The 23743-nt window shown below is 61.7% G+C and carries 18 protein-coding genes and 1 pseudogene; 6 read left to right on the forward strand and 13 right to left on the reverse strand.

The features are described from left to right. From QF039_RS11750 to QF039_RS11765, 4 genes are read right to left on the reverse strand one after another with little or no spacing between them, the layout of a single operon-like run. On the reverse strand, positions 1-993 hold the full coding sequence (locus QF039_RS11750) for a LacI family DNA-binding transcriptional regulator (RefSeq protein ID WP_307518237.1): 993 nt from the start codon (positions 991-993) through the stop codon (positions 1-3). Positions 994-1013: 20 nt separating this feature from the next. Then, positions 1014-1955 (reverse strand): ABC transporter substrate-binding protein, encoded by a 942-nt coding sequence (locus QF039_RS11755; protein ID WP_258346063.1) that lies wholly within the window; start codon positions 1953-1955, stop codon positions 1014-1016. 33 nt (positions 1956-1988) lie between these two features. Beyond that, positions 1989-2957, reverse strand: a complete 969-nt coding sequence (locus tag QF039_RS11760; protein ID WP_003209708.1) for a hypothetical protein — start codon at positions 2955-2957, stop codon at positions 1989-1991. 25 nt (positions 2958-2982) lie between these two features. Next, complete coding sequence (locus QF039_RS11765; RefSeq protein WP_307518242.1) at positions 2983-4515, reverse strand: sugar ABC transporter ATP-binding protein; 1533 nt, start codon at positions 4513-4515, stop codon at positions 2983-2985. 409 nt (positions 4516-4924) lie between these two features. Here QF039_RS11765 and QF039_RS11770 point away from each other — a divergent pair, with 409 nt between their 5' ends. The 3 genes from QF039_RS11770 to QF039_RS11780 are packed head-to-tail and all read left to right on the forward strand — an operon-like array spanning position 4925 to position 7926. Next, entirely contained in the window at positions 4925-6280 is a 1356-nt protein-coding gene (locus QF039_RS11770) for a HAMP domain-containing sensor histidine kinase (protein ID WP_307518245.1), read from the forward strand. Then, a complete protein-coding gene (locus tag QF039_RS11775) occupies positions 6265-6648 on the forward strand; it encodes a response regulator (protein ID WP_008430409.1) in 384 nt (127 codons plus the stop codon). The genes QF039_RS11770 and QF039_RS11775 overlap by 16 nt, the downstream gene beginning before the upstream one ends. Positions 6649-6657: 9 nt before the next feature. After that, entirely contained in the window at positions 6658-7926 is a 1269-nt protein-coding gene (locus tag QF039_RS11780; RefSeq protein WP_003209700.1) for an EAL domain-containing response regulator, read from the forward strand. Here the strand turns inward: QF039_RS11780 and QF039_RS11785 are convergent. Then, a complete protein-coding gene (locus QF039_RS11785) occupies positions 7907-10057 on the reverse strand; it encodes a methyl-accepting chemotaxis protein (RefSeq protein ID WP_177037383.1) in 2151 nt (716 codons plus the stop codon). The two genes, QF039_RS11780 and QF039_RS11785, sit on opposite strands and share 20 nt — an antisense overlap. A gap of 1047 nt (positions 10058-11104) precedes the next feature. After that, positions 11105-12100, reverse strand: a complete 996-nt coding sequence (locus tag QF039_RS11790) for a succinylglutamate desuccinylase/aspartoacylase family protein (protein ID WP_307518248.1) — start codon at positions 12098-12100, stop codon at positions 11105-11107. Positions 12101-12258: 158 nt separating this feature from the next. Between QF039_RS11790 and QF039_RS11795 the strand changes: the two are divergent. Continuing rightward, positions 12259-12687, forward strand: a pseudogene (locus QF039_RS11795) (TetR family transcriptional regulator C-terminal domain-containing protein); the annotation flags it as partial. On the opposite strand, the gene QF039_RS11800 reads toward QF039_RS11795, so the two are convergent. The 7 genes from QF039_RS11800 to QF039_RS11830 form a co-directional block, all read right to left on the reverse strand. Beyond that, entirely contained in the window at positions 12643-13641 is a 999-nt protein-coding gene (locus QF039_RS11800; RefSeq protein WP_307518251.1) for a DMT family transporter, read from the reverse strand. The pseudogene QF039_RS11795 and the gene QF039_RS11800 sit on opposite strands and share 45 nt — an antisense overlap. Then, on the reverse strand, positions 13638-14336 hold the full coding sequence (locus QF039_RS11805; protein ID WP_003217050.1) for an ABC transporter permease: 699 nt from the start codon (positions 14334-14336) through the stop codon (positions 13638-13640). The genes QF039_RS11800 and QF039_RS11805 overlap by 4 nt, the downstream gene beginning before the upstream one ends. Positions 14337-14343: 7 nt before the next feature. After that, positions 14344-15048: an ABC transporter permease gene (locus tag QF039_RS11810; protein WP_134326647.1), complete on the reverse strand. Its 705-nt coding sequence runs from the start codon at positions 15046-15048 to the stop codon at positions 14344-14346. A 165-nt stretch (positions 15049-15213) separates the two neighbouring features. Then, a complete protein-coding gene (locus QF039_RS11815; RefSeq protein ID WP_307518255.1) occupies positions 15214-16050 on the reverse strand; it encodes a transporter substrate-binding domain-containing protein in 837 nt (278 codons plus the stop codon). A 25-nt stretch (positions 16051-16075) separates the two neighbouring features. Then, positions 16076-18070, reverse strand: coding sequence for an aminotransferase class I/II-fold pyridoxal phosphate-dependent enzyme (locus QF039_RS11820; RefSeq protein WP_177047942.1), 1995 nt, complete (start codon positions 18068-18070; stop codon positions 16076-16078). Positions 18071-18173: 103 nt separating this feature from the next. Further along, positions 18174-18965, reverse strand: coding sequence for a CDP-diacylglycerol diphosphatase (locus QF039_RS11825; protein ID WP_307518257.1), 792 nt, complete (start codon positions 18963-18965; stop codon positions 18174-18176). 71 nt (positions 18966-19036) lie between these two features. Next, the gene (locus tag QF039_RS11830) at positions 19037-20020 is read right to left on the reverse strand and encodes an aldo/keto reductase (protein ID WP_003217060.1); all 984 of its coding nucleotides are present in this window, start codon (positions 20018-20020) and stop codon (positions 19037-19039) included. Positions 20021-20131: 111 nt separating this feature from the next. On the opposite strand from QF039_RS11830, the gene QF039_RS11835 reads away from it, so the two are divergent. Both QF039_RS11835 and QF039_RS11840 read left to right on the forward strand, forming a co-directional pair. Next, the gene (locus QF039_RS11835) at positions 20132-21043 is read left to right on the forward strand and encodes a LysR family transcriptional regulator (RefSeq protein ID WP_087692315.1); all 912 of its coding nucleotides are present in this window, start codon (positions 20132-20134) and stop codon (positions 21041-21043) included. Positions 21044-21181: 138 nt separating this feature from the next. Continuing rightward, positions 21182-23740 (forward strand): hypothetical protein, encoded by a 2559-nt coding sequence (locus QF039_RS11840; protein ID WP_307518261.1) that lies wholly within the window; start codon positions 21182-21184, stop codon positions 23738-23740. Positions 23741-23743: the final 3 nt, after the last annotated feature.

Here is a 23743-nt window from a genome sequence, read left to right on the forward strand (position 1 = left end):
TCAGGGGCAGCCGCATGAGTTACGAATCTTCAGGGTGGGCGCGAGCCGCACGCTGTGTGTTTTACGCTTGGGCGACGCCATGCGCTCAAGCAGCAGGTTGACCGCCCGGGCGCCGAGTTCCTGGACCGGCTGTGCGATCAGGGTCAGGCGTGGCACGAAGAAATCCGCCCAGTCAAAATCATCGAAGCCCACCAGGGCCATCTGCCCGGGCACGTCGATATTCGCATCACGCAAGGCGTGCATCGCACCCAGGGTCATCAGGTTGTTGCCCGCCATGATTGCCGTGGGCGGTGTTGCCAGGGCCAATAACTGCGCGGTCGCTTGCCGTGCCGGCTCGCTGCTGGAACCACCGTTGACCAGCAATTGCGGGTCAAACACCAACTCTGCCGCCTGCAACGCGGCTTGATAGCCGGCCACGCGCTCATCGGAAGTGCCGAGCCCCGCGCGCCCGGAAATAAAGCCGATGCGCCGGTGTCCATGGCCGATCAAGTGCGCCACCAGGGCCTGGGTCGACTGGGTGTTTTCCACCCCGACCTGATCGAAACGATCACACATCATCCGGTCCACCAGCACCGCCGGCACTTGATTGGCCTGCAGGTATTCCAGGGCCAGCGAACCGGTAGACGGCGCCAGCAGAATGCCGTCCACCCGCCGATGGTGCAGCGCCGTGACCACACGCAGTTCCTGTTCGGGATCGTCGTGGGTATCGACAAACAGCATCATGTAGCCGTGTTTGGCGCACTCGGTTTCAATCGCGTGCACCGTTTCACTGAAGTAATGGTTGGACAGCGCCGAGATCGCCACGCCAATGGTATTGGTGGTGGACCGGGCCAGGGAGCGCGCCAGCGTGTTGGGGATGTAGCCCAACTGCCGGATCGCGCTCTGCACCGCTTGCACCGTGTCCGGGCTGACCTTGCGGGTGCCGTTCAAGACGTGGGAAACCGTCGACGTCGACACCCCTGCAATTCTTGCCACATCCTCCATGGTTGCCACGGTGCTCACTCCTGCGCGCTTTAATGTTTGCTGGACCAACCGCTGTAGGAACCGACGTTGTCGCGGGTGATCAGTTTTGGCGGCAGCAGGGTAACCGCTTCGGCAGGTTGTTTGTCATTGAGAATGTCATTGCCGACGTTGACAGCCGTCTGGGCCATGGCCCATGGGTCCTGGCTGGCGGAAGCCTGGATCAGGGTGTCGGTCTTCAGGGCATTCTCGATATCCGGCGCGCCGTCCACGGAGGTGATGATGATGCCGCTGCGTTTCAGCTGCTTGGCGGCCAGGTCGCTGCCGATGGCTTGCGGGTCGTTGATCGCGAACAGGCCGTCGATTTTCTGGAAGCGTGTCAGGTAGCCCTGCATCACGTTCAGGCCGCCTTCACGGGAGCCTTTGCCGTCCTGGTCATCAGACAGCACCTTGATATCCGGCGCACTGCCCAGCGCGGCTTTACAGCCTTTGACGCGATCAGTCACGGCGGTGACCTGCGGGCCATTCTGGATAATCACGTTGCCCTTGCCCGAGAGCTTGTCGACGATGAACTGGCAGGCCAGTTTGCCGGCTTCGACGTTGTCGGTCTGCACGGTGGCATTCACGCCCTTCGCATCGACGTCTACCGCCACCACCACGATCCCGGCGTCACGGGCTTTCTTGATCGCCGAGGCCATGGCCGATGGGTCCACGGCGTTGAGCAGGATCAGGTCGACCTTGGACGAGATGAAGTTGTCGATCTGCGAGAACTGCTTGCTCAGGTCATAGTCGGCCGACACCGAGGTGACTTTCACCGCCGGGTTCAGCTCCTTGGCCCGAGCCGTGGCACCGTCGGCCAGGGTCACGAAATACGGGTTGCCCAGGGAACCCATGCTGATGCCGATGGCTTTCAGTTCACGGGCTTCTACGGCTTGGGACATCAACACGGCAACGCCCAGGGAGGCGACAACAGGAAACATGCGTTTGAAGTTCATGATGACTCTCTTGTGATTGTTGTTTGAGTGAAATCAGGTCCGCGCACCGGACTGGCGATAGCGATCCAGCGCTACCGCGCCAATGATCACGATGCCCTTGATGATGTACTGCCAGATATCCGAGACGCCCAGCAGCACCAGGCCGTTGGTCAATACCGCGATGATCAGCGCGCCAATCAGCGTGCCGCCGATGGTGCCGACGCCGCCGGTAAAACTGGTGCCGCCGAGGATCACTGCGGCAATCGCATCCAGCTCATAGGACTGCCCCAACTGCAGGCCATTGGCGGCGAACAGGCGTGACGCGCTCATCACCGCGCCCAACCCGGCCAACGCACCGGACATGGCATAGACGAACAGCAGGACCTTCCACACCTTGATCCCCGACAGCCGCGCCGCTTCCGGGTTGCCGCCCACGGAGTAAATTTGCACCCCCATCACCGTGCGCCGCAGGATGAACCACGACAGCGCAATCACGGCCACGGCAATGATCACCAGCCAGGGCACGCCCAGCACCGAATCGTTGCCAATAAAGGCAAACGGCAAATCAGGGTTGAACACGGTTTTGTCGTCGGCCAACAGGCGTGCCAAACCGCGCATGGCGGTCAGCGCACCGAGGGTGACGATAAACGGCGGCAGGCGCATGAAGGCGATCAGGCCGCCGTTGACCAGGCCCAGCAACAGGCCGAAGCCAACCCCGGCGGCAATCCCGAACATGCCGAACTGCGGTGACATCGACGCTTGCAACGCAACCACAGCCGAAGCCGCAAGAATCGCTCCCACCGACAAGTCGATGCCCGCCGTGAGGATCACAAAGGTCATCCCCGCCGCCAGCACCACGTTGACCGACGCCTGCTGGGTGATGATCGACAGGTTCTGCACCGTCATGAAGTTTTCGCTGGCCAGGGCAAAACCCACCAGCAGCAGCACCAGCACCGGCAACATGCCCACCGTGCGCATCAGTTCGCGAATACGCTCAGCCTTGCCGATCGTTGCCACAGTCATGGTGTTGCTCCCGCTTGTCGTTGAATTAGCCATGGGCGGCCACCTGTTCGCTGCCGGTGGCGAGGTCGATGATCGCCTCCTGGGAAATATCCAGCCCCGATGCCCCGCCCACTTCGGCCACCAGTTGCCCTTCGCGCATGATCAGCACGCGGTCGCAGGTGCCGATGATTTCCGGCAGTTCGCTGGAGATCACCACGATGCCTACGCCGGCCTTGGCCAACTGGTTGATGATGCGGTAGATCTCGGATTTGGAGCCTATGTCCACGCCACGGGTGGGCTCGTCGAGGATCAGTACGTGCGGCTTGACCTCCAGCAGCCGTGCCAGCAGCACTTTCTGCTGGTTGCCACCGGACAACGCGCCGACGTTGACCTTGCCCGACACCACGCGGATCGACAGGGACTTGATCGCATCGCGTGAGCGTTGTGCGGCGTGGCCACGGTCGAGCACGCCACCGGCATGGGCATCCGGCACACACGCACAGACGTTGATGTTGTCGGCCACGCTCATGTCGAGAAACAGACCCTGAGCCTTGCGGTCCTCGGTGAGGTAGACGACACCGGCACGAATCGCATCCGCCGGGTTGCGCAGTTGGGTCACGGTTTTGCCGACCACCTCCAGGGTGCCGGAGGTGCGTGGGTCGGCGGCAAAGATCAGCCGTGCCAGTTCGGTACGCCCGGCGCCCACCAGGCCGGCGATGCCCAGCACTTCACCGGCGTGCAGGTCAAAGCTGCAGTTGCGCACGCGCTTGCCGTCGGCCATGTCACGCACGCGCATCACCACCTGGCCGGGGTCGTAGGCCGCATGTTCCTTCTTGTAGAAACCTGACAGGTCGCGGCCCACCATCATCTTCACCAGCACTTCGGCCGACAGCACGTCCCGCGCCAGTTCGCCGACGTACTCGCCGTCCCGCAGCACCGAGACCCGGTCCGACAGCTCGTAGATTTCCGCCATGCGATGGCTGATGTAGATGATCGCCAGGCCCTGGCTGCGCAGCTGTTTGATCAGCGCGAACAGGCGGTCGGTCTCCCGGGAGGACAGCGGCGTGGTGGGCTCGTCCATCACCAGGATTTTTGCGTGGGCATGCAAGGCCCGGGCGATTTCCACCAGTTGGCGCTCGGCGATGGACAGGCTGGCGACGCGGGTGGTGGGCAGAAACTCCGCACCAAGCCTTGCCAGCACCTCGGCCACCCCGGCTTCCATGCCCTTGCGGTCGATGGTCCAGCCACGGCGCAGTTCACGGCCCAGGTAAATGTTCTCGGCCACCGTGAGGTTCGGACACAGGCTCAGTTCCTGGTAGATCACGGCAATGCCGAGGGCTTTGGCGGAGGCTGGGTTGTAGCTGGCGACGGGCTGGCCATCGATGCGGATGGTGCCGCCGTCGTCGGCCTGGTAGGCACCGGAGAGGATCTTCATCAAGGTCGATTTGCCGGCGCCGTTCTCACCCATCAAGGCGTGGATTTCACCGGGGTAGACCTTCAGGCTGACGTTCTTGAGCACCCGCAGGCCGTTGAAGGTCTTGCTGATGCCCTGCATTTCAAGCAAGGGTTCAAGGCTCATGACTGAGCTCCTGGTTTTATTATTGTTGTGTTCGGGCGTTTGCCAATGGCAGTCATCGGCAGACCTGATTGCTGCCGACTCTAATCAGATACATTTGCTTACGCAAGCGCTTGCGTCAGCCGTTTATCGTTTGATTAAACGTTTCACCTGATGAATAAATGTTCATCCAGCGACCTGGAGTGACTAATTGCAGATAAAACCGCCGTTTTTCCACCTTCACCTATCCGATTGAGTGTTTTTTTAAAAATAACACCGCGTTTGGCCACTACGATCCCTGTCGGTTGCGGTTTATCTGCTATCGTCCAAAGACCTCATCTCCTCCTCATCGCGCCTGCGCGATCTTCTGTGAGCATGCTCTGCGGCGCCGCCTTTGGCAGCGTCGGGCCTGAAGTTCACGGAACACTGCACGATGGACAACTCTTCAGTCGACAGCCCGGCGGAGCCGCAATCCCGGGCTGAAAAAATCGTCGAATTCAAACGCCAGAAAACCCTGCTCAAGGCCGGCGCCTTGCAAGATGCGATCTTCAACAGCGCCTACTTCTCCAGCATCGCCACCGACGAAAAAGGCGTAATCCAGATTTTCAACGTCGGCGCCGAACGCATGCTTGGCTACGCCGCCGCCGATGTGCTGAACCGCGTCACACCGGCCGACATTTCCGACCCCGCCGAGCTGATCACCCGCGCCGCTGCCCTCAGCCTGGAACTGGACACACCGATCACGCCGGGCTTTGAGGCCCTGGTGTTCAAGGCCTCCCGGGGCATCGAAGACATTTACGAACTGACCTATATCCGCAAGGACAACAGTCGCCTGTCGGCCATGGTGTCGGTGACCGCCCTGCGCAACCGCAACGACGCGATCATCGGCTACCTGCTGATCGGCACCGACAACACCGCGCGCAAGCAGGAAGAGGCGCAACGCAAAGGCTTTGAGCGCGCCCTGGAAGAGAAGAACCTGGAGCTGGAACACGCCAGCCACATGAAGTCCGAGTTCCTTGCCACCATGTCCCACGAGCTGCGCACGCCGCTGAATGCGGTGATCGGTTTTTCCGAGGCGCTCAAGGACGGCCTGGTGGGCGACATGAGCGATATCCAGCGCGAGTACATCGGCGATATCTTCACCAGCGGCCAGCACTTGCTGTCGCTGATCAACGACATCCTCGACCTGTCCAAGGTCGAGGCCGGCATGATGGACCTGGAACTGGAAGCCGTGGAGTTGGCCGGCCTGTTGGCCAACAGCCTGCTGATCGTGCGGGAAAAGGCCGCATTGCAGCGCATCCAGTTGAAACTCGAAAGCCCGGACGACTTCGGCGCGCTGGAACTGGACCTGCGCAAGACCAAGCAGATCATCTACAACCTGCTGGCCAATGCGGTGAAGTTCAGCGAGCACGGCGGCTCGGTGACCCTGTCGGTACGCGAGGTGAGTCGTGCACAAGTCGGGCAGGTTCTCGGCGACTGGCCCACCTATGGTTTTGCCCTGCAGCCCAGCGAGCATCAACAGTTCCTTGAATTGAGCGTGAGCGACACCGGCATCGGGATCGCCCGGGACGACATGAGCAAGCTGTTCAAGGCCTTCAGCCAGATCGACAGCAGCCTGGCGCGCAAATTCGAAGGCACGGGCCTGGGCCTGGCGATGGTCAAGCAACTCACCGACCTGCACGACGGCAGTGTCGCCGTGGCCAGCCGCGAAGGCGAAGGCGCGCGATTTGTGGTGTGGCTGCCGCTGCACCGTGCCGCAGATGCGGAGGCCCCATGGCCGAAATCCTGATCGTCGAAGACAACGAGGCCAATATGCGCCTCGCCCGCCTGTTGCTGGTGAACGCCGGCCACAGCGTGTTGTGGGCCGCCGATGCCGAGACCGGGCTGACCCTGGCCCGGGAAAAACAACCGGCATTGATCCTGATGGACATCCAGTTGCCGGGCATGGACGGCCTGGCAGCCACGTCACTGCTCAAGCAGGACCCTCATACCGCGCACATCCCGGTGATCGCCCTGACGGCCATGGCCATGAAGGAAGACCGTGACAAGACCCTGCGGGCCGGCTGCGATGCCTACATCATCAAGCCCCTGCGCTACAAAGAGCTGTACCAGGTGATCGACACGCTGCTGCAAAAGAACATTACTCCCTCGACTTGAGTCCTCTCCATGGCCAGCCAACCCGCAACGCTGTTGATCGTTGATGATGAAATCCAGGTGCGCAAGCTGCTGGAAACCCTGCTGCGCCACGAGGGTTACCAGACCGTGAGCGCCGCCAGTGGTGAAGAAGCCTTGCAGTTGGTGGCGCAGCGGCCGCCGGACTTGATCCTGCTGGACATCATGATGCCGGGCATGGACGGCTATGAAGTGGCCAACCAGCTCAAGGGCAACCAGGCCACGGCGAACATTCCGATCATCATGCTTTCGGCATTGAGTGAGTCCAGCGCGCGGCTCAGTGGCCTGGAAACCGGTGCTGAAGAATTCATCAGCAAGCCGGTGGAGCGGGTCGAGTTGTGGCTACGGGTACGCAACCTGCTGCGGCTCAAGGCCCACGGCGATCGGTTGAAAAACCATAGCCAGTTGTTGGAGCAGCAACTTCAACACCACCAAAATGAGTCCTCGCGGTTGAATGTGCATGACCTGGCGCGCCTGGACCTGGAAAAAGCCCTGCGCCTGGCGGTCGAGCGCGAAGAATTCGTGCTGCATTACCAACCCAAGGTCGAACTGGCCAACGGTCAGGTGTGCGCCCTCGAGGCCCTGCTGCGCTGGGACCGGCCCGGTTACGGTGCGGTGTCTCCAGCGGTCTTCATACCGATCCTGGAAAGCCAGGGCTTGATCGTCACGCTCGGGCGTTGGGTGATCGACAACGTGTGCCGCCAGATCGCAGCGTGGCAATCCGGCACGGTGGGCGCGGTGGAGGTATCGGTCAACGTTTCGGGGCATCAATTGATCGAGGGCGACCTGATTGCCGATATCGCCCAGTCCCTCGCCCAGGCCGGCGTGGAAGCGCATTGGCTGGAAGTTGAATTGACCGAAGGCTCGCTGATGGAGAACACCCAGCACACCATCGCCAGCTTGCAGCGCCTGCGGGCGATGGGGGTGAAGATCTCCATCGACGACTTCGGCACCGGCTATTCCAGCCTGGCCTACCTGCGGCGGTTCCCGATTGATACGCTGAAAATCGATATCGCGTTTATCCGCGAAGTCACCAGCAACCCGCAGGACGCGGCTATCACCCGCACCATCATCGAACTGGCCCACAGCCTGAAGCTGCGAGTGGTGGCCGAAGGCGTGGAAACCCAGGCGCAGCTGGAGTTTCTGCGGGAAGCCGGCTGCGATCAGATCCAGGGATATCTGTTCAGCCGGCCTTTGCCGATGAAGGAGCTGGAGCGCCTGCTGCTGGATAAGCGCAGCCTGGTCAGGCCGCAGCCTCACTGACTTCGAACAACCCCACCAGCTTCTGCAACTTGTTGGCATTGACCCGCACGGTTTCCGCGCTGGTCTGCAACACCCCTACGGTCAGGCGCATTTGCTCCGAAGAGTGGCTGACCTGCTTGATGGTCTTGCCATAGTCGAGGCTGCGGGCGTTGAGCTGCTGGATGATGCTGAACATGCTCTCCACCGCCTGGTGCAGGTGCACGTTCTCCGAGGAGGCGTCCTCGGCCAGGCGCAGGCTGCTGTCGACGTTGGTCACGCCGTTTTCCATGAAGCCTACGGCCTTGCGGGTTTCGCCTTGCAGGCCCTCGACCATCTGGCGAATGTCTTCCGCTGCCTTGGAAGTGCGTGACGCCAGGGTGCGGACTTCGTCGGCCACCACCGCAAAACCGCGGCCATGCTCGCCCGCCCGCGCCGCTTCGATGGCCGCATTCAGGGCCAGCAGGTTGGTCTGGTTGGTGATGTCGCTGATCAACCCGGTGATGTTGCTGATCTGTGCCATGCGGCTGTCCAGCAGTTGCACGCTTTCCGAGGAGCGCTGCACCACATCGCGAATCGACTGGGTGCCGACCTGTACCGCGAGGAATTGCTCGCGGGCCCGGCTGACCACCTCGTCCATGGCCTGCTTCATTTGCTCGGCGCTCACCGAGGCTTGCTGGATTTCTCCCAGTTGCTCTTCAACGATGATCATCATGCGGTGGGTCGCGTCGGCCACTTCATGGGACATCAACCCGGCCGCCTCGCTGCGGCCGAGCATCAATTGGTTGGTGTTGCCAACGCTGTGGCTGGCCTTGACCACCTGGCCGACCACCGAATCCAGGCGGTCGATGAAGCTGTTGATCCAGCGGCTCATGTCGCCGGTTTCGTCGTTGACCATGCGCCCGCTGTCCAGGCGTTGGCGCAGGTTGCCCTCGCCTTCGGCAATGGTGCGGATGACCTCGGTCATTTCATTCAGGCGTGCGGCCAGGCGCCTGGGGCCCAGGCGGCTGAACAGCAAGGCCGCGACGACCATGCTCAGCACCTCGCACGCATCGGTCCAGGCGGCGGGCAAACCACTGTAGTGACGGACCAGGAAGTTGCAGGCAAACAGGCCGGCCATGGTCGCCAGATAGGGCTTCATCAAGCCGTGGCTCAGGGAGCGCCGGCGGTAGACCTCTTCCAGGTCGGCCTCGCACATCATGCCCCAGCGATCCGGCGAGCCCGGCAGTTCGAAGGTCACGCCCTTGCCCACCACCGGGATGTGACGGTAGTCGGAATAGCCGGGATAGGTGACAAACAGGTTCGAGCCCTTGCGGATGGTTTCCCGCACGCCGGGGTGCAGTTGTTGGGTGGCGGGGTCGATAAACCGCAATTCCAGTTCGGTATGGCGCTGGATCTGTACGGTTTTCCAGGGTGTGTGCACGCCGCTCTTGAGATTTTCACCGTGGGTGAAGGTGCCGTCCTCGAAGCGTGAGCGGGACAGCGCAATGCCCGGCTGCAGCGCCGGGTCGAAGCGCGATTGCACCATGAACAGGTAGTTATCGCCGGACTCGGGGAAGATATGCCCGGCCTCGCGCTGGATCAAATCCCCGAGTATGTCGTTGGGCACCCGACCGCAGAGGCAGCCGACCACCCTGCCCTCGCGGGTCAATGGTTGGTAGAACATCAGGGTCACTTCGTCATGGAAGCGCGAAGACGAAGGGCCGATCTGCAAGGTCAGCGGGTCGCTGTAGGGACCGTGGAGGAATGGCGCCTTGAGCCCGGCGGCCAGGGCTTGTTGATTGAGCGCGCGGTGACTGGCCTGGCTCCAGGTACTCGCCAGTAATTCGCCCTTTGGGTCGACGATAAACAGCTCGGAGAAATCCCCGGCCTGGTGCAGTTTTTCCAGCAGCAGGCTGTTGTCGGTGAGCACGGAATCGCGGGCCAGTGTCGTGGCCAGTTCGTTGAGGTGTTCCCACTGTTCGCGGGTCCAGGTTTGCAGGAGTTTGACCCGGGTTTCGGCAATGGCCTCGAAGGTTTGCTCCATCACCGGGTACACCGCGCGGTTGAGGTGGCAGGACCAGCCCATGGCGAACTTGCCGGTCTTGCCCCACCAGGGCAGCCAGCTTTTCTCGGCGGAAGATAACTGCATCGTGCTGCTCGACAGGCTGCTCATGGCGGACTCCGGGAGTGATGTCTAATTGCCATATTTCAAGGCAATTAATGCGCCAATTAGCTAGCTTGCTATTGATTAGGCTGCCTGGCCTGTCATGCGGGTCAACGGGAGCGAGCTTCCTCGCCACAAAAAGCTGCATGCAATCAAGAGCATGCACCAGCGGGTGGCAGTAAGATCGCTTGTCGGGTGGGATGTCCCAGGGGGCCGTGGTTTTCGAGATCGAATATCGGCGGAATTTTGGGGGCATATCCGTTATTTGGGTAACGGCGGCTTATGGTTTCGCTCTTACAGCGAGTCACTTTGCAAAAGCGGCAAAGTAACCAAAGCGCTCTGCCCCGCCTGTCGGCGCCTCGCTGTGGCTCGGCGTTCCCTCACTCCGGCATTACTCCGCGGGCCGCCGCGACGGGCCATCCATGGCCCGGCGCGGCTAAACCGGCGTCCTGCCGGTTTACCCGCTCCGCAATACCTGCGTTCGGCCTCGGGCTTATTGGGGCAGTCAGAGCAAGATCAAGATCAAAAGCAAGAGCACGGCGGCCTGAAAGCCGACCTGAGTGTTAAAAGCAAAGGCAAAGTCCAGAGCGAAAGCAGAGTTGCTTTTCTGTGGGAGCTGGCTTGCCTGCGATGCAGACACCTCGGTGCATCAGACACACCGAGGCGATGCCATCGCAGGCAAGCCACCCCACATTTGAACCGTGCCCGCTTTAGCTTTTGATTTTGCTCTTCAACACTCAAGCCGGCCGGTAGGCCGCTGTGCTGTTGATCTGCTTTTGATCTTGATCTTGGGCGCCCCGTTAAACCACGCTGGCCGAACGCAGGCTTTGGAGCGTGGGTAACCCGGCAGGACGCCGGGTTAGCCGTCCTGGGCCAGGGATGGCCCATGACGGCGGCCCACGGTCCAAAGCCGGAGTGAGGGCACACCGAGCCTGGGCGAGGTGCCGAGTGGTGGGGCAAGAGCGTTTTGCTTACTTTTGCGCTTTTCAAAAGTGAGCCGCTGTAAGAGCGGAACCAATACCAGCCATAACCGAAGAAACGGATATGTACTCCCGCCTAAGGATCCAACACCCCCCCGCTGTACCCCTCAGACAACCGCGTCCCGGTAAACTTGGCCACCACCGAACCCTGTGAAACCAGCCGCTCCCGATGCCCCGTCACCATCCGCCCGGTTTGCGCCGCATGCAGCACAACCTCAGAAGCCGAATCCCCAGGCCGCCGAATAATCCGCGCAAACCGCTCACCCTTTTCAACCTGTTCACCCAAACCTTTCTCAAACACCAACACCCCGGCACACGGTGCCAGGATGGTCTCCATGCAGCCCATGTCCACCACCTGCCCCCGCCATTGAGCAATCACCGGCGCCTCATCAATCACCCCACTGGCACAAAGCCAACCCCAGATCCCGTCGCCATCCTGCCCGGCCAGGGCATCACTCACATCCGCCTGCCCACGCAATTCAATCGTCGCCGCCAACCGCGGCTGCCCGTGATCAATGATGGTCTCCTCAAACGACCCATCACCGCCCTCGTCCCAGACAATCACCACATCCACCTGCAACGCCGCCGCCAATACCTGGCCCGCGGGCCAAAAGCTGCGGTGGATGTAGAGATATGGCAGGGCTTCATCATCGGTGTGCAGGTCCAGCACCAGGTCAGCATCGGCGGCCAGTTGCACCAGGCTTTTCTGCCATTGCGCCAGGTTGCTGGCCGGCCGCTCCATGGCCAATGAATGATCAAACGCCCGGTTGAAATTCTGCCCGGTGGCTTCGTGAAACCGCCCCAACAACCGCCCCTGGCGAAACTGGCCAATGCCAAACGGGTTGGCCTGGGGCACCACCGTCACCGTGCCCTTGAGCCGGCCCTGATCCTGGCAGGCCTGCAAACGCGGCAGCAGTTGATGCAACACCAGCATCCCGGCGATTTCATCGGCATGCACACCGGCCTGCAGGTGCACCCGAGGGCCGTCGCCGTCACCCTCGAAGCGCCAGGCGCCAATGTGCAGGGTGTTCCCGGAATCCCCGGGGACTTGCCACGAAAGGTCTTTTGCCATGCCGTTGCCCTCCTCTTGTTGGTTCTGCAGGTATATATTGAACACACGTTCAACCATCTATCTTCACCGAGGGTGTGCCTGTGGCCGAAGACCGTCGCGACCTGTTGATTGCCGCCACCCTCACCAGCCTCGCCCGTGACGGGCATGCCGGCATTTCCGTGCGGCGCATCGCCGCTGAAGCCGGGGTTTCGGTGGGGTTGCTCAATCACCATTTCGGCAGCATCGATGCACTGATCGCCGAGACCTACCACAAACTCGCCAGCGAACTGACCACCGCCCTGTGGCAGGAAGTCGACCAGGCCGTGGGCCCTGCCGCGCGGCTCGATGCATTCCTCGCCGGCTCGTTTTCCTCGCGGGTCATGGACCCGAAACTGTTGGGCGTCTGGGTGGTGTTCTGGAGCCTGATCCGCCACTCGAACCACGTGAACGACTCCCATGAAAAAAGCTACCGCGCCTACCTCGAACTGATCCGCCAGTTGCTCGACGACCTGGCCGAGAGCGAAGGCTTCGTGATCCACGACACGCGCCTGGCCGCCATCGGCTTATCGGCGATGCTCGACGGACTCTGGCTCGAGTGGTGCCTCAACCCCGGCACCTTCAGCCCCGCCAACGGACTGCACATCTGCCGTTGCTGGATACAGGGGCTGCGTCACGGAGCATTCGGCGCCGACCACATCCTGTGACACCGGGTGCCGGGCGCTGAGCATGGCCAGGGTGCCGCTGATGGCGATCAGCACGGCGCCGAAAATCAGCGACACGTCCATCACCGTGCCCCAGACCAGGCTCGACAGCAGGAACGCCCAGATCAAACCGGTGTATTCAAACGGCGCCAGCAGCGTCGCCGTGGCCCGGCGGAAGCTCGCAAACAGCAGGAACTGGCCAATCCCGCCCACCAGCCCCGCGCCGAGCATGCCCAGCCATGCCGGGGTCGGCGATGGCGTGTGGGTCCAGGGCAGCGTCAGCGCCATGCAGATCACAAACACCACATTGGTGATCAGCATCTGCTCCAGCACCGAGGTGTTGTCGTCCACCTGGCGCAACTGGATATAGGTAAACGCCCAGCACAGTGCTGCCGCCAATGTCAGGGCGATTGGCAACGGATCGAGCATGTTGCTGGGGCGACAAGCGATCACCACGCCGACAAAGCCGATGATCAGCGAAATCCACTGGCCGCGACTGGCGCGCTCCTTGAGGATCAATGCCGCGAGCAACGTGACCATGATCGGTGCGGAAAAATACAGCGTGGTCATTTCCGCCAGGGTCAGGTCTCTGGCGGCGGTGTAGTACAGCAGCCAGGCCAGCAGCGACAGCAGGCCGCGGATGATCAACAGCTTGCGGCTGACCGAGTGCCAGGCACGCTTGAGCAAACCCATTCGCCCGGCGATCACGCACGCGGCGACCACCACCAGGCTGCGCCAGAACAGGATGGTGAACACTGAGTAGTCGGCCACCAGCCATTTGATCCCGGCGTCCTGCAACGCCAGGAACGCATAGGCCAGCGAGCACAAGGCAATCCCTTGCAACGAGCGATCGGTTTTCATCCGGCAGACCTGCGCAACGGTGTGCCGCGTCGCTCGGCAATCGCGTACAGGGCTTCAATCAAAAAGGTCAGGCACAGGTAGACCCCGGCCACCAGCAGCAGCGGCTGGTAGATCTGCAAGGTCTGGGCGCGTACCACGTTGGCGGCGCCAAGCAGGTCGACTACCGCAATGGTCGAGGCCAGCGCCGTGGACTTGAGCAGCATCACCGTCTCCCCCGCCAGGGTCGGCAGCAGCAGGCGCATGGCCCGTGGCAGGCGCACCCGCAACAGTGCCTGGCGTGGCGTCATGCCGAACGCCGAGGCGGCTTCCATTTCACCCTTGGGCACGGCCAGCAGCCCGCCGCGAATCACTTCACCGACGTACGCGCCCACCGACAACACCAGGGCGAACACGATGTACCAGTAACCGTCCCGCAGGAACGGCCAGAGGAAACTCCCGCGAATCATCGGGAACTGGGCAAACAGGCTGCCCAGGCCGTAATAGAAGATGTAGATCTGGATCAGCAGCGGCGTGCCCCGCAGCACACTGGTGTAGCCCAGTGCGCAACGGGCCAGCCACTTGCGCCGGGACAGCCGCGCCAGCGCTACCAGCACCGCCAGGGCGAAGCCGAGCACTGCCGAGATCACCAGCAGCGACAGCGTCGTCTGCAAGCCCTTGGCGATCAGTCCTGCGTAATAACTTATCCACTCAGGCATGTGCGGCTCACTCGACAACCGGCATCCAGCGACGAATACGTCGCTCCAGGCGCCCGGACAGGTAGTTGGAGGCCAGTGTCACCAGGTAATACAAGGCGGCGGCCGTGAGGTAGAACAACAGGTAATGCCGGGTCGAGCCCGCCGCCTGTTTGGCGGTGTACAGCAGTTCGTTGGTGCCCACTACGCTGATCAGCGCGCTGTCCTTGATCAGATTGATCCACAGGTTGGACATCCCCGCCAGGGCGTATGGCGCCATGATCGGCAGGGTCACCCGACGGAACAGGCCAAAGCCGCTCAAGCCAAACGCCCGCGCCGCTTCGATCTGGCCATGGGGAATCGCGAGGATCGCCGCGCGAAAAATCTCCGAGGCGTACGCACCTTGCACCAGCCCCAGTACCAGGACCGCTACCAGCGGGCCGCTGATGTTGAACTGCGCAAACCCCAGCCACAGCATCAATGCGTTGAGGCCCATCGAGCCTGCGTAATACAGCAGCAGGATCAGCAGCAACTCGGGCACCGCGCGAAACACCGTGGTGTAGCCGCGCATCAGCATGGCTATCGGGCGCGGTGCACTGAGCTTGGCGCAGGCCACCACCAGGCCGATCAGCAGCCCCACCGCAAACGAGCCGGCGGAGATCTGCAGGGTCATCCATAACCCCTTGAGCAATGCGTTGCCCCAACCTTGTTCGCTGAAGTTGAGTAGATCGAACATCGCGGCTCCCTATTTCGATGACACGCAATGACCCTGTGGCGAGGGAGCTTGCTCCCGCTGGACTGCGTAGCAGGCCCATTTTTTGGGGGCGCTTCGCACCCCAGCGGGAGCAAGCTCCCTCGCCACAGCAAGCTCCCTCACCACAAAAACGCCCTCTCTAAAGGGTTAGTTGGTGTAGGGGCTGTCGCAGACTTTGCTCACATAGGCAGGCGTGTCGGCGCGTTTGCACGGGCTGACCGATACCCCAAACACGCTCTGGGACAGGTCGGCGTAGTCTTTGCTCACCAGCAACTCACCGATGGCCTTGTCGAGCCGGGCCTTGAGTTCGGCGTCTTCCTTGCGCAGGCCGGCCCCCACGCCGCGGCCGATGATCGGGTCGTAAGGCACTTCGGCGATTTCGGCCAGGCCCTGGGCCTCAGGGGTCTTGACCATCATGGCGATGGCGACGCCGTCGGCCATCATCAGGTCGGTGCGCCCGGCAATCAGGTCGGCGTTGGCCGATTCCTGGGTGTCGTAGTACTTCAGGTCAGCAATGTTCTCGTAGTACTTCTTCAGGTAGTTGGCGCTGACCGTGGAGATCTGCACGCCGATGATCTTGCCCTTCAGCCCTGCCGGCGAGACTTCGACCGTGGTGCCCTTGGGGCCGGCAATGCCCAGCAGCGAATCGTAGTAGGCGCGGCTGAAGGCGATCTGTTTTTCGCGCTCTTCGGTGACCGACATCGAGGAGAAAATCACGTCGATTTTCTTCGCCAGCAGCGACGGAATAATCCCGTCCCAGGCCACTTCCTTGATCTGGCACTCAGCCTTCATCAAGCCGCAGAGCTTATGGATCAGGTCCACCTCAAAGCCGGACCACTCCCCGTTGCCGCCCTTCACCGTGAACGGTGGGTAGGGTTCTGCCGCCACCGCGAACACAATGGGTTTCTCCGCCGCCAACGCAGTACCTGCCGCCAGCATCAACACAGCACTGCTCAACCACTTTGCCAATCGTTTGGATTTCATGATCTTGCCCCGTCTTTTTTTGGAGTTAGCGAGTTTGATGCGCGTTGACGAACTGCCGGCAACGTTCACTGCGTGGGTCGATAAACACCGAGTCCGGCGAGCCGGTTTCCTCGATCAGGCCTTGATGCAAAAACGCGACTTTGGATGACACATCCCGGGCGAACGCCATTTCATGGGTCACCAGGATCATGGTGCGGCCTTCTTCGGCCAGGGAGCGAATCACCCGCAGGACTTCGCCCACCAGCTCCGGGTCGAGGGCCGAGGTGGGTTCGTCGAACAGCATGACTTTGGGGCGCATGGCCAGGGCTCGGGCGATGGCCACCCGCTGCTGCTGGCCGCCGGAGAGGAACGCCGGGTATTCATTGCGCTTGGCGGCCAGGCCAACCCGGTCGAGCAAGGCTTCGGCGCGCTCGATGGCTTCGGCCCGGCTTTCGCGCAGCACCTGGATCGGCGCTTCGATCAGGTTCTCCAGCACGGTGCGATGGGGCCACAGGTTGAAGTTCTGGAACACCATGCCGAGTGTCGAGCGAATCCGCACCAGTTGCCTGGCGTCGGCCACCAGCGGTGCCCCGGGCCGGCCGTAGTTGAGCTTGATGCTTTCACCGTCGACGTGGATGCTGCCCTGGTCCGGCACTTCGAGCATATTTATGCAGCGCAGCAAGGTACTTTTGCCCGAGCCGCTGGCGCCGATCAGCGAGATCACCTCGCCTTCGTGGGCGGTCAGGGAGATGCCCTTGAGCACCTCGATATTGCCAAAGCGTTTATGCAGATCGAGCACCTCGATCATCTTCTTCGCCGCCACCGGCTGTACGCTGATGATTTTCGCCGCAGGCTCGATTCGCGGTTCTCCGGCGAGCTTGGCGACGAAGCGGCTGATACGTTCACAGGCTTCGGCCAGTCGCGCTTCACCCAGGGTAAACGACAGCCGCACAAAACCCTGGGCCGGCTCGCCGAAGGCCGCGGCATCCAGCACGGAAACCCCTGCTTCGCGGAACAGCCGCCAGGCGAAATCCAGGGAGCCGAGGCCGGTGTCCCGCACATCCACCAACACGAACATGCCTGCCTGCGGGGCCCGCACGTGAATGCCCGGGCAACCGCCGAGACCTGCTACCACCAGGTCGCGGCGGCGGCGGTAGGTTTCGCGCATGCCCTGGGTGACTTCATCGTGGGCCAGCACGGCGGCGGTCGCGGCTTCCATCACGAACCCCGGCAAGCCGTAGAGCATGCTCAATACCAGGGTTTCCGCGTGGGCCACCATCGCAGGCGCGGCGACGATCCAGCCGATGCGCCAGCCGGTCATGGCATGGGACTTGGACAGGCTGCCGATCACGATGCAGCGATCGGCCATGCCCGGCAACGCGGCCAGGCTATGGTATTCGCCATCGAACACCAGGCTTTCGTAGACCTCGTCCACCACTACCCACAGTTCATGCTCGATCGCCAGGTCGGCGATCACCTGCAATTCCTGAGGGTTGAGGACAACGCCGGTGGGATTGTTGGGGTTGGAGAAGAAGATCGCCCGGGTGCGAGGCGTAATGGCGGCAGCCAGCAGTGCCGGGTCGAGGCGAAAGCCCGAGTCGGCGGAACACGGCACCCGCACCAGCGTTGCGCCGCTGGCCTTGAGGGTCGCTTCGTAGGTGACGTACATCGGGTCGAGCACGATCACTTCATCACCGGCCTGCAACAGGCACAGCGAGGTGACGAACAAGGCGTTCTGCGCACCGGCCACGGTGATGACGTTTTCAGCGTCGAGCGGGCGAGCCAGGGACTGGCTGTAGCGTGCGGCGATGGCATCGCGCAGTGCCGGGCGGCCGGGGATTTCGGTGTAGTGGGTGTCGCCCTGGCGCAGGGCCTCGACGGCGGCGTCGGTGATGAACGAGGGTGTGGCGAAATCCGGATCGCCCACACTCAGGATGATGATGTCTTCGCCTTTGCTGCTGGCCTGGAAGGCGGCGTGGTGGATGTCCCAGGCGGCTACGCCCTGCCCTGCAATTCGCTCGACAAAAGGTGAAAACCGCATGCCAGTGCCTCTCGTTCAATCAGAAAAAGCGCAAGCCCGCCTGTTACCAGGCAGGGGGTGCAGCCAACATAATTGAAACTGAACACTCGTTCAATGGCAAACTTCACCGGATGTCGTTAACAGCTAAAACAGGTCGTTGTGGTGGTTTGCCCATCAGGTTGCATTGGCGGTCCTGCAGTTCTTCGGCGGAGGCCAGGTTCCATTCCTTGAGCGTCAACCGCGTGGTCAACAGTACGAAGTTGCCGTTCGCCGCCGGTGCCAACAGCAAGCTGTAACTGGCCATGGCGTCGCCCTGGGCCTGCACGTAGTCATTCAGGATGGCCAATGGGTCGCGCAGGTCGAATTCCACCGCCGACAACGTACGGGCACTGTAGGTATGCCCCTGCAGTTTTACCGGCAGGATTTGCCAGTGCTCGTCGAGGGTTGCCGCGCGTTCATTGAGGGTGTTGAAAATGTCGGGGCGCAGGCAGGCGATATGAATGTGCAACTGGTTTTGCGTGCGGCCATACCGCGAGTTGATCGCCAGGGATACATAACGGTCGGCAATCGGTGTTTGCAGGCCGGCCGAGAGTACATCGTGGTGTTTCCACGCCTGGGCAAAGTAATGCGGCAACAAGTCCCGGGCCAGCGCGACGTCTTCGATTCCGGTGACTTTATCGGTGGGGATCAGTAAGTCCTGGTACGGGCCGTTGAGGTCCTTGAGCAGCGCGAACCCCTTGTCCGGATCAACCTCGAGGCAGGGGCGCGGATTCTGGTGCTGGTTCTGGTCGGGCACGCATTGACGGCTGACGATCTGCCACAGCACATCGGGATTGCCGCGCCATTTCCAGGCGGCTGCCACCGCCACCACACACAGCAAACCACCCATGATCTTGAACAAGGGACCGCGCTTCATGCCAAAAACCTCAACGCCAAAGGAATGTCTTGTGTTGTTTTGCAAGCTGCAAGACATCCCTGTCGCAAAGGTTAACGCTGGGCCGGGGCCATGAACTCCGGCCCTACCGGGTCTTTTATCGTGCTGGCCAGAATACGGTCGATATGTTGCAGGTCATCGGCCGTGAGCTGCCAGCCGAACGCATCTTCAACGCCTTTGAGCTGCTCCGGCCGGCGGGCGCCCCACAGTGCAACCGTGGGGCCCTGGTCCAGCACCCAGCGCAACGCCAGGGCCAGCACAGACTTGCCGTGGCATTCGCGAGCGTACACGTCCAATGCCGCGACCGCCGCCAGGTACTGCTCAAAGCGTGGCGCCTTGAATTTCGGGTCGAGCTTGCGCACGTCATCCCCGGTAAAACCCGTGGCCGCGTGCATGCTGCCGCTCAACAAACCCCGGCACAGCGAACCGTAAGCCAAAACCACCAGTGAATTTTGCTTGGCGTACGGCAGGATATCGCTGTCGATCGCCCGCTCAAACAGGTTGTAGGGCGGCTGCACGGTGTCCAGGTGCGTGTACTGGCGGAAATCGTCCATTTGCGCAGGCGAATAATTGCTCACCCCCACGGCAAGGATCTTGCCTTCACGGCGCAGTTTTTCCAGCTCGCCGGCGGTTTCCTCCTGGGCTACCAACGGGTCGGGCCAGTGAATCTGGTAGAGGTCGATGTAGTCGGTTTCGAGGCGCAGCAGTGAGTCTTCGATTTCCTTGCGGATACGTCGGGCCGTGGCATTGCGGCGCACCGTGCCGTCGTCCCATTGCAACCCGGCCTTGGTGGCGATCACCGCCGTGTGGCGTACGCCGCGCAGGGCCCGGCCGATCAGTTCTTCCGACAGCCCAAGGCCGTAGACCGGCGCACTGTCGATAAAGTTGATGCCGCTGGCCAGCGCATGGCGAATGGTCTTGACCGAGACCTCATTATCGGCGCCGCCCCACATCGAGCCACCCATGGACCAGGTGCCCAGGGCAATCCGCGAGACGGCCTTGTCGATGCCCGGGATCTTGATGGTTTCGATACTCATGAAAAAGCCTCCGCCAGAAACAATCAGTAAAAAAACGATTACTCTAGATCATCCGTGGTTGAATCGGGCTCAACGCCGCGTGCAACCCAAACCCCATAAAAGGTGCTTGATATGGCTGCGTTCAATCGCTCCGAGTTGGCCGACCTGAATGTTTTCATGGCGATCATCCGTCGCCGCAGTTTCCGGCATGCTGCCAATGAACTTGGCGTCACCACCTCGGCCCTGAGCCACACCATGCGCAACCTGGAAACGCGCCTGGGGGTCAAGTTGCTGTATCGCACCAGCCGCGCCGTAGAGCCTACCGATGCCGGCGTGGTACTGGCGGAAAAACTCAGTGCCGGCTTTGCGACGATCCAGGACGGCCTCGACACCCTCGAACTGTACCGCGAGGCGCCGATTGGCCGCCTGCGCCTGAACGTACCCCGGGATGCCGCGGTGCTGCTGATTTCGCCGGTGCTCGGCGAGTTCACCCGCACCTACCCGCAACTGCGCCTGGACGTGATGATCGAGGACCGCATGCTCGACATCGTCGCAGAGGGCTACGACGCAGGAATCCGCTATGGCGCCACGGTGCCCCAGGACATGGTGGCCGTGCCGCTGACCGGCGAGCTGCGCTGGATCATGGTCGCCTCCCCGGCCTACCTCGCACAGGCAGGGACACCTGCAGTGCCCAGGGACTTGCTCACGCACTCCTGTGTACGCATGTACCTGGGCGACAAGACCACCTACAAATGGGAACTGGGCAATGGCGTACGCCAGCAGCGGCTCGATGTGCCCGGCCACTTCAGCGCGGCCGACACCCAGACCATCGTTGATGCGGCCCTGCAAGGCGTGGGTATCGCCTACTGCCTGGAGAATCGCGTGCTGGCGGAACTGGCCGACGGGCGCCTGGTGGAAGTGCTGCCCGACTGGGCCTGCATCGGCGCGCCGCTGTGCATGTACTACCCCAGCCGGCGTCAGTCGCAGCCGGGATTGCGCCAGCTGATCGACATGATTCGGCTGAGGACCGCGGCGCACCCTTAGCATGGGCGCGTAAAACGCCGTATCAATCTGCATGCCAGTGGGATGGAATCGCTGAGGGGGCATCGGGTACGAAGAGTTACACCCGCTGGAGCGAAGCGCTGCTTGGGTGTACTCGATAAATTACCGGATCCCCCTCCTATGACAATTGCTCCTACTCAGGCTACGGCTTCTTTTATTCCTTTGAGCGCACCTGACAAGCCGCTTCCCCCGGCGCGGCTCCAGGCCGCAGCGCCGGAAAATGCCGCGCCAGGCTCCCCCGGGACCAGGATCCCCAGCCCGCGTACCGATGCCGACGGTGAACTGGCAGGCCAGGTAGCCAGCGCGCTGCGTCAGGTCAAGGGCGACGGCCATGACGACGCGATCATGGTCGAGAACATTCCGCCGAACTCAACGTTCGGGCAGTGGTGGTCGCAGTTGGGGCGTGCCATGGAGTCCCCGCAAGTCCGTGACTGGATGAGGGAAAACGGGATAAACCCCAATTCAGTGATGATTGACCCCAATACCGGGAAGATCACCTACCAGCGCAGGCCCTCCGCCGCCGCGCAACCCAACGGCCCCGATGACAAAGGCTGGGCGCAGGTGGGCGCACAGGTCAGGGACGCCGCACGCGTTATCGGCGACGGTAACCCGATCCCCTTCAAACCGCCGCTCTCCCAAAACAGCAACAGTGCCCCCCTGTGGTTGGTGAGCCAATTCTACAAAGAGCAAGAACATATCCTGCCGGATCATGCCCACGAGCGTGCAGATGAGTTGGCGCGCGACAAAGCTTTTACCGGCGTGAGCGGCCCGCGTTTTGCGGACCTGCACGAAACCCGTGGTGAGGACGAGGTTGAGCGCCAGAAAGCCCTGGTGGGCAATACCCAGACGCTGAACACCGTGGGGCGTGAACTCAATTACCTGCTTGAGCGGATTCGATCGGGCAGCATTGGGAGCGGTGACGTTCTCGACTACCTGCAAAAGAATAAAGTCGAGCTTCACCCCGACAGCGCTTACCGCCAGGTCGGGAGCACCGACTCAGGGAGCACCATTAGCCTCAAGGAATTCCTTGAGATCAATGGCTGGGACGTGCCAACCACGCCCGAGGAGGTGGAGAACCTGACGAATTATCTGCTCAGGCCTGAACTCCAGGCGCCGCTCCATGGCAATTATGGCGGTGCGCTGGAATGGCAGCCCCCGCTTGCGCCCGAGGCGGCGAATCAGCTGCGGTCCGACCTGCGCCGCGGCAAGATCGGCGACGTTGATTTGAACGGCGCCAGGAACGTAGTGGAATACCTCATGCAGGGCAAGTCGTTCACGCCTTCCGAGCTGGCTGACCCGCAGCGGGTGCTCGACTCGCTGATCCGCTCCCCCAAGGGCAAGGCGTTGGGCGAGGCCCTCCAGGCAAAATTTGACGCGCAGTCCATCAAAGGCAGTGCCACTGATTGGCTGTTGGCAGCCATGAGTGTGGACAAAGACAACTCGTTCCGCGCGACAGACCCCAGGTCCAGGCATCACATCGCCGGTTTTGCCGTGACCGGGAACAGTACCTGGGGCAAACCCGCATCCGGTATCGTCAGCCGGTTGGCCGAACATCTTGTCAGTACCGGCAAGGCATCGTCACCCGAGGCAGCGGCGCTACAAGCGCATCTGCTGCTCTCCACCCGCGCTCCGGAGTTCCTGGTTAAAGACATCCCGGACCAGGTCACCCCGGGTTCCCATAGTTGGGTCAGTTTTGTCACCGCGGTAGAACGCATCGAAGCGCAGTCTCCGGGTTCAACCGCAGGGATGTCCTACGGGCAGGTCATGCTCCACGCTGAGGTGGCGCCAGTCTCCGCCCAGGAGCGTTATGTCGAATATGCCGCCCAGCAAGAGGCGCTCAAGGATTGGGGAAGCGCGAACGGTATGCCGTATCCGGTGACCGAAGGCCAAATGAATGATGTACGCGATGCATTCGATGCGCAGATCACCGAGCTGAGCGCGGCCAGTCAAACACAGAGCATGCCGATGCCATTACGCAAGGAAATGGCCCTGGAGCAGTTGCGCAAAGCCCTGCCGGGCATGGATACGGCAACCCTGGAAGACAAGAGCATCACGCTGGAACCCGCCCATAGCGATTTCCCGGGGCCTTATTCGATCCTCGACTTGTATATGAAGGACGCGCTTCACCATCGACCTGGCGTCGAAGAACCACCGGCCGTAGGGGTACTTGGAATTGGGCCCCCGCCCCCCGCTGACAATCATTGGGTGACCTCATCCAGTACGTTGAACCTCAGCGAGGTGCTGGAAAAAACCAAAGACCTGCCAAGTATGCCGAACGTGTTCCAGGACGCGTTCGGGGAATACGCCGACGGCATCGAAAAAAGCGTCGCGACCCAGGTCAAGTGGATGGTTTCGCGGCTCCCTGAAGAAGACCGTAAAAACCTGGAATACGGCGAAATCACAGTGGTCAGGGAAGTCGACGTCGATAAGGACAACTTTGGCAAGGAAACCCGCAAGCGGGTGCCCGAAGACAATTGCCTGCTGGTGAAAACCAGGCGCAACAACCAGGTGCACATCTACGAAATCAATCTCAGGACCGCGAAGATTACCGAACGTACGGACCTGGGTGACTTCACGGCAGGCAAACAGCCTTCCAATCACACCCATTACCATAAAGACCTGGAAGAAGTCATACCTTCGGGCGAGTACGCACCCGGGTTGACGGATGAAAAAATCTAGGCC

The sequence above is a fragment of the Pseudomonas sp. W2I6 genome, from assembly GCF_030815935.1.
Taxonomy (GTDB): Bacteria; Pseudomonadota; Gammaproteobacteria; order Pseudomonadales; family Pseudomonadaceae; genus Aquipseudomonas.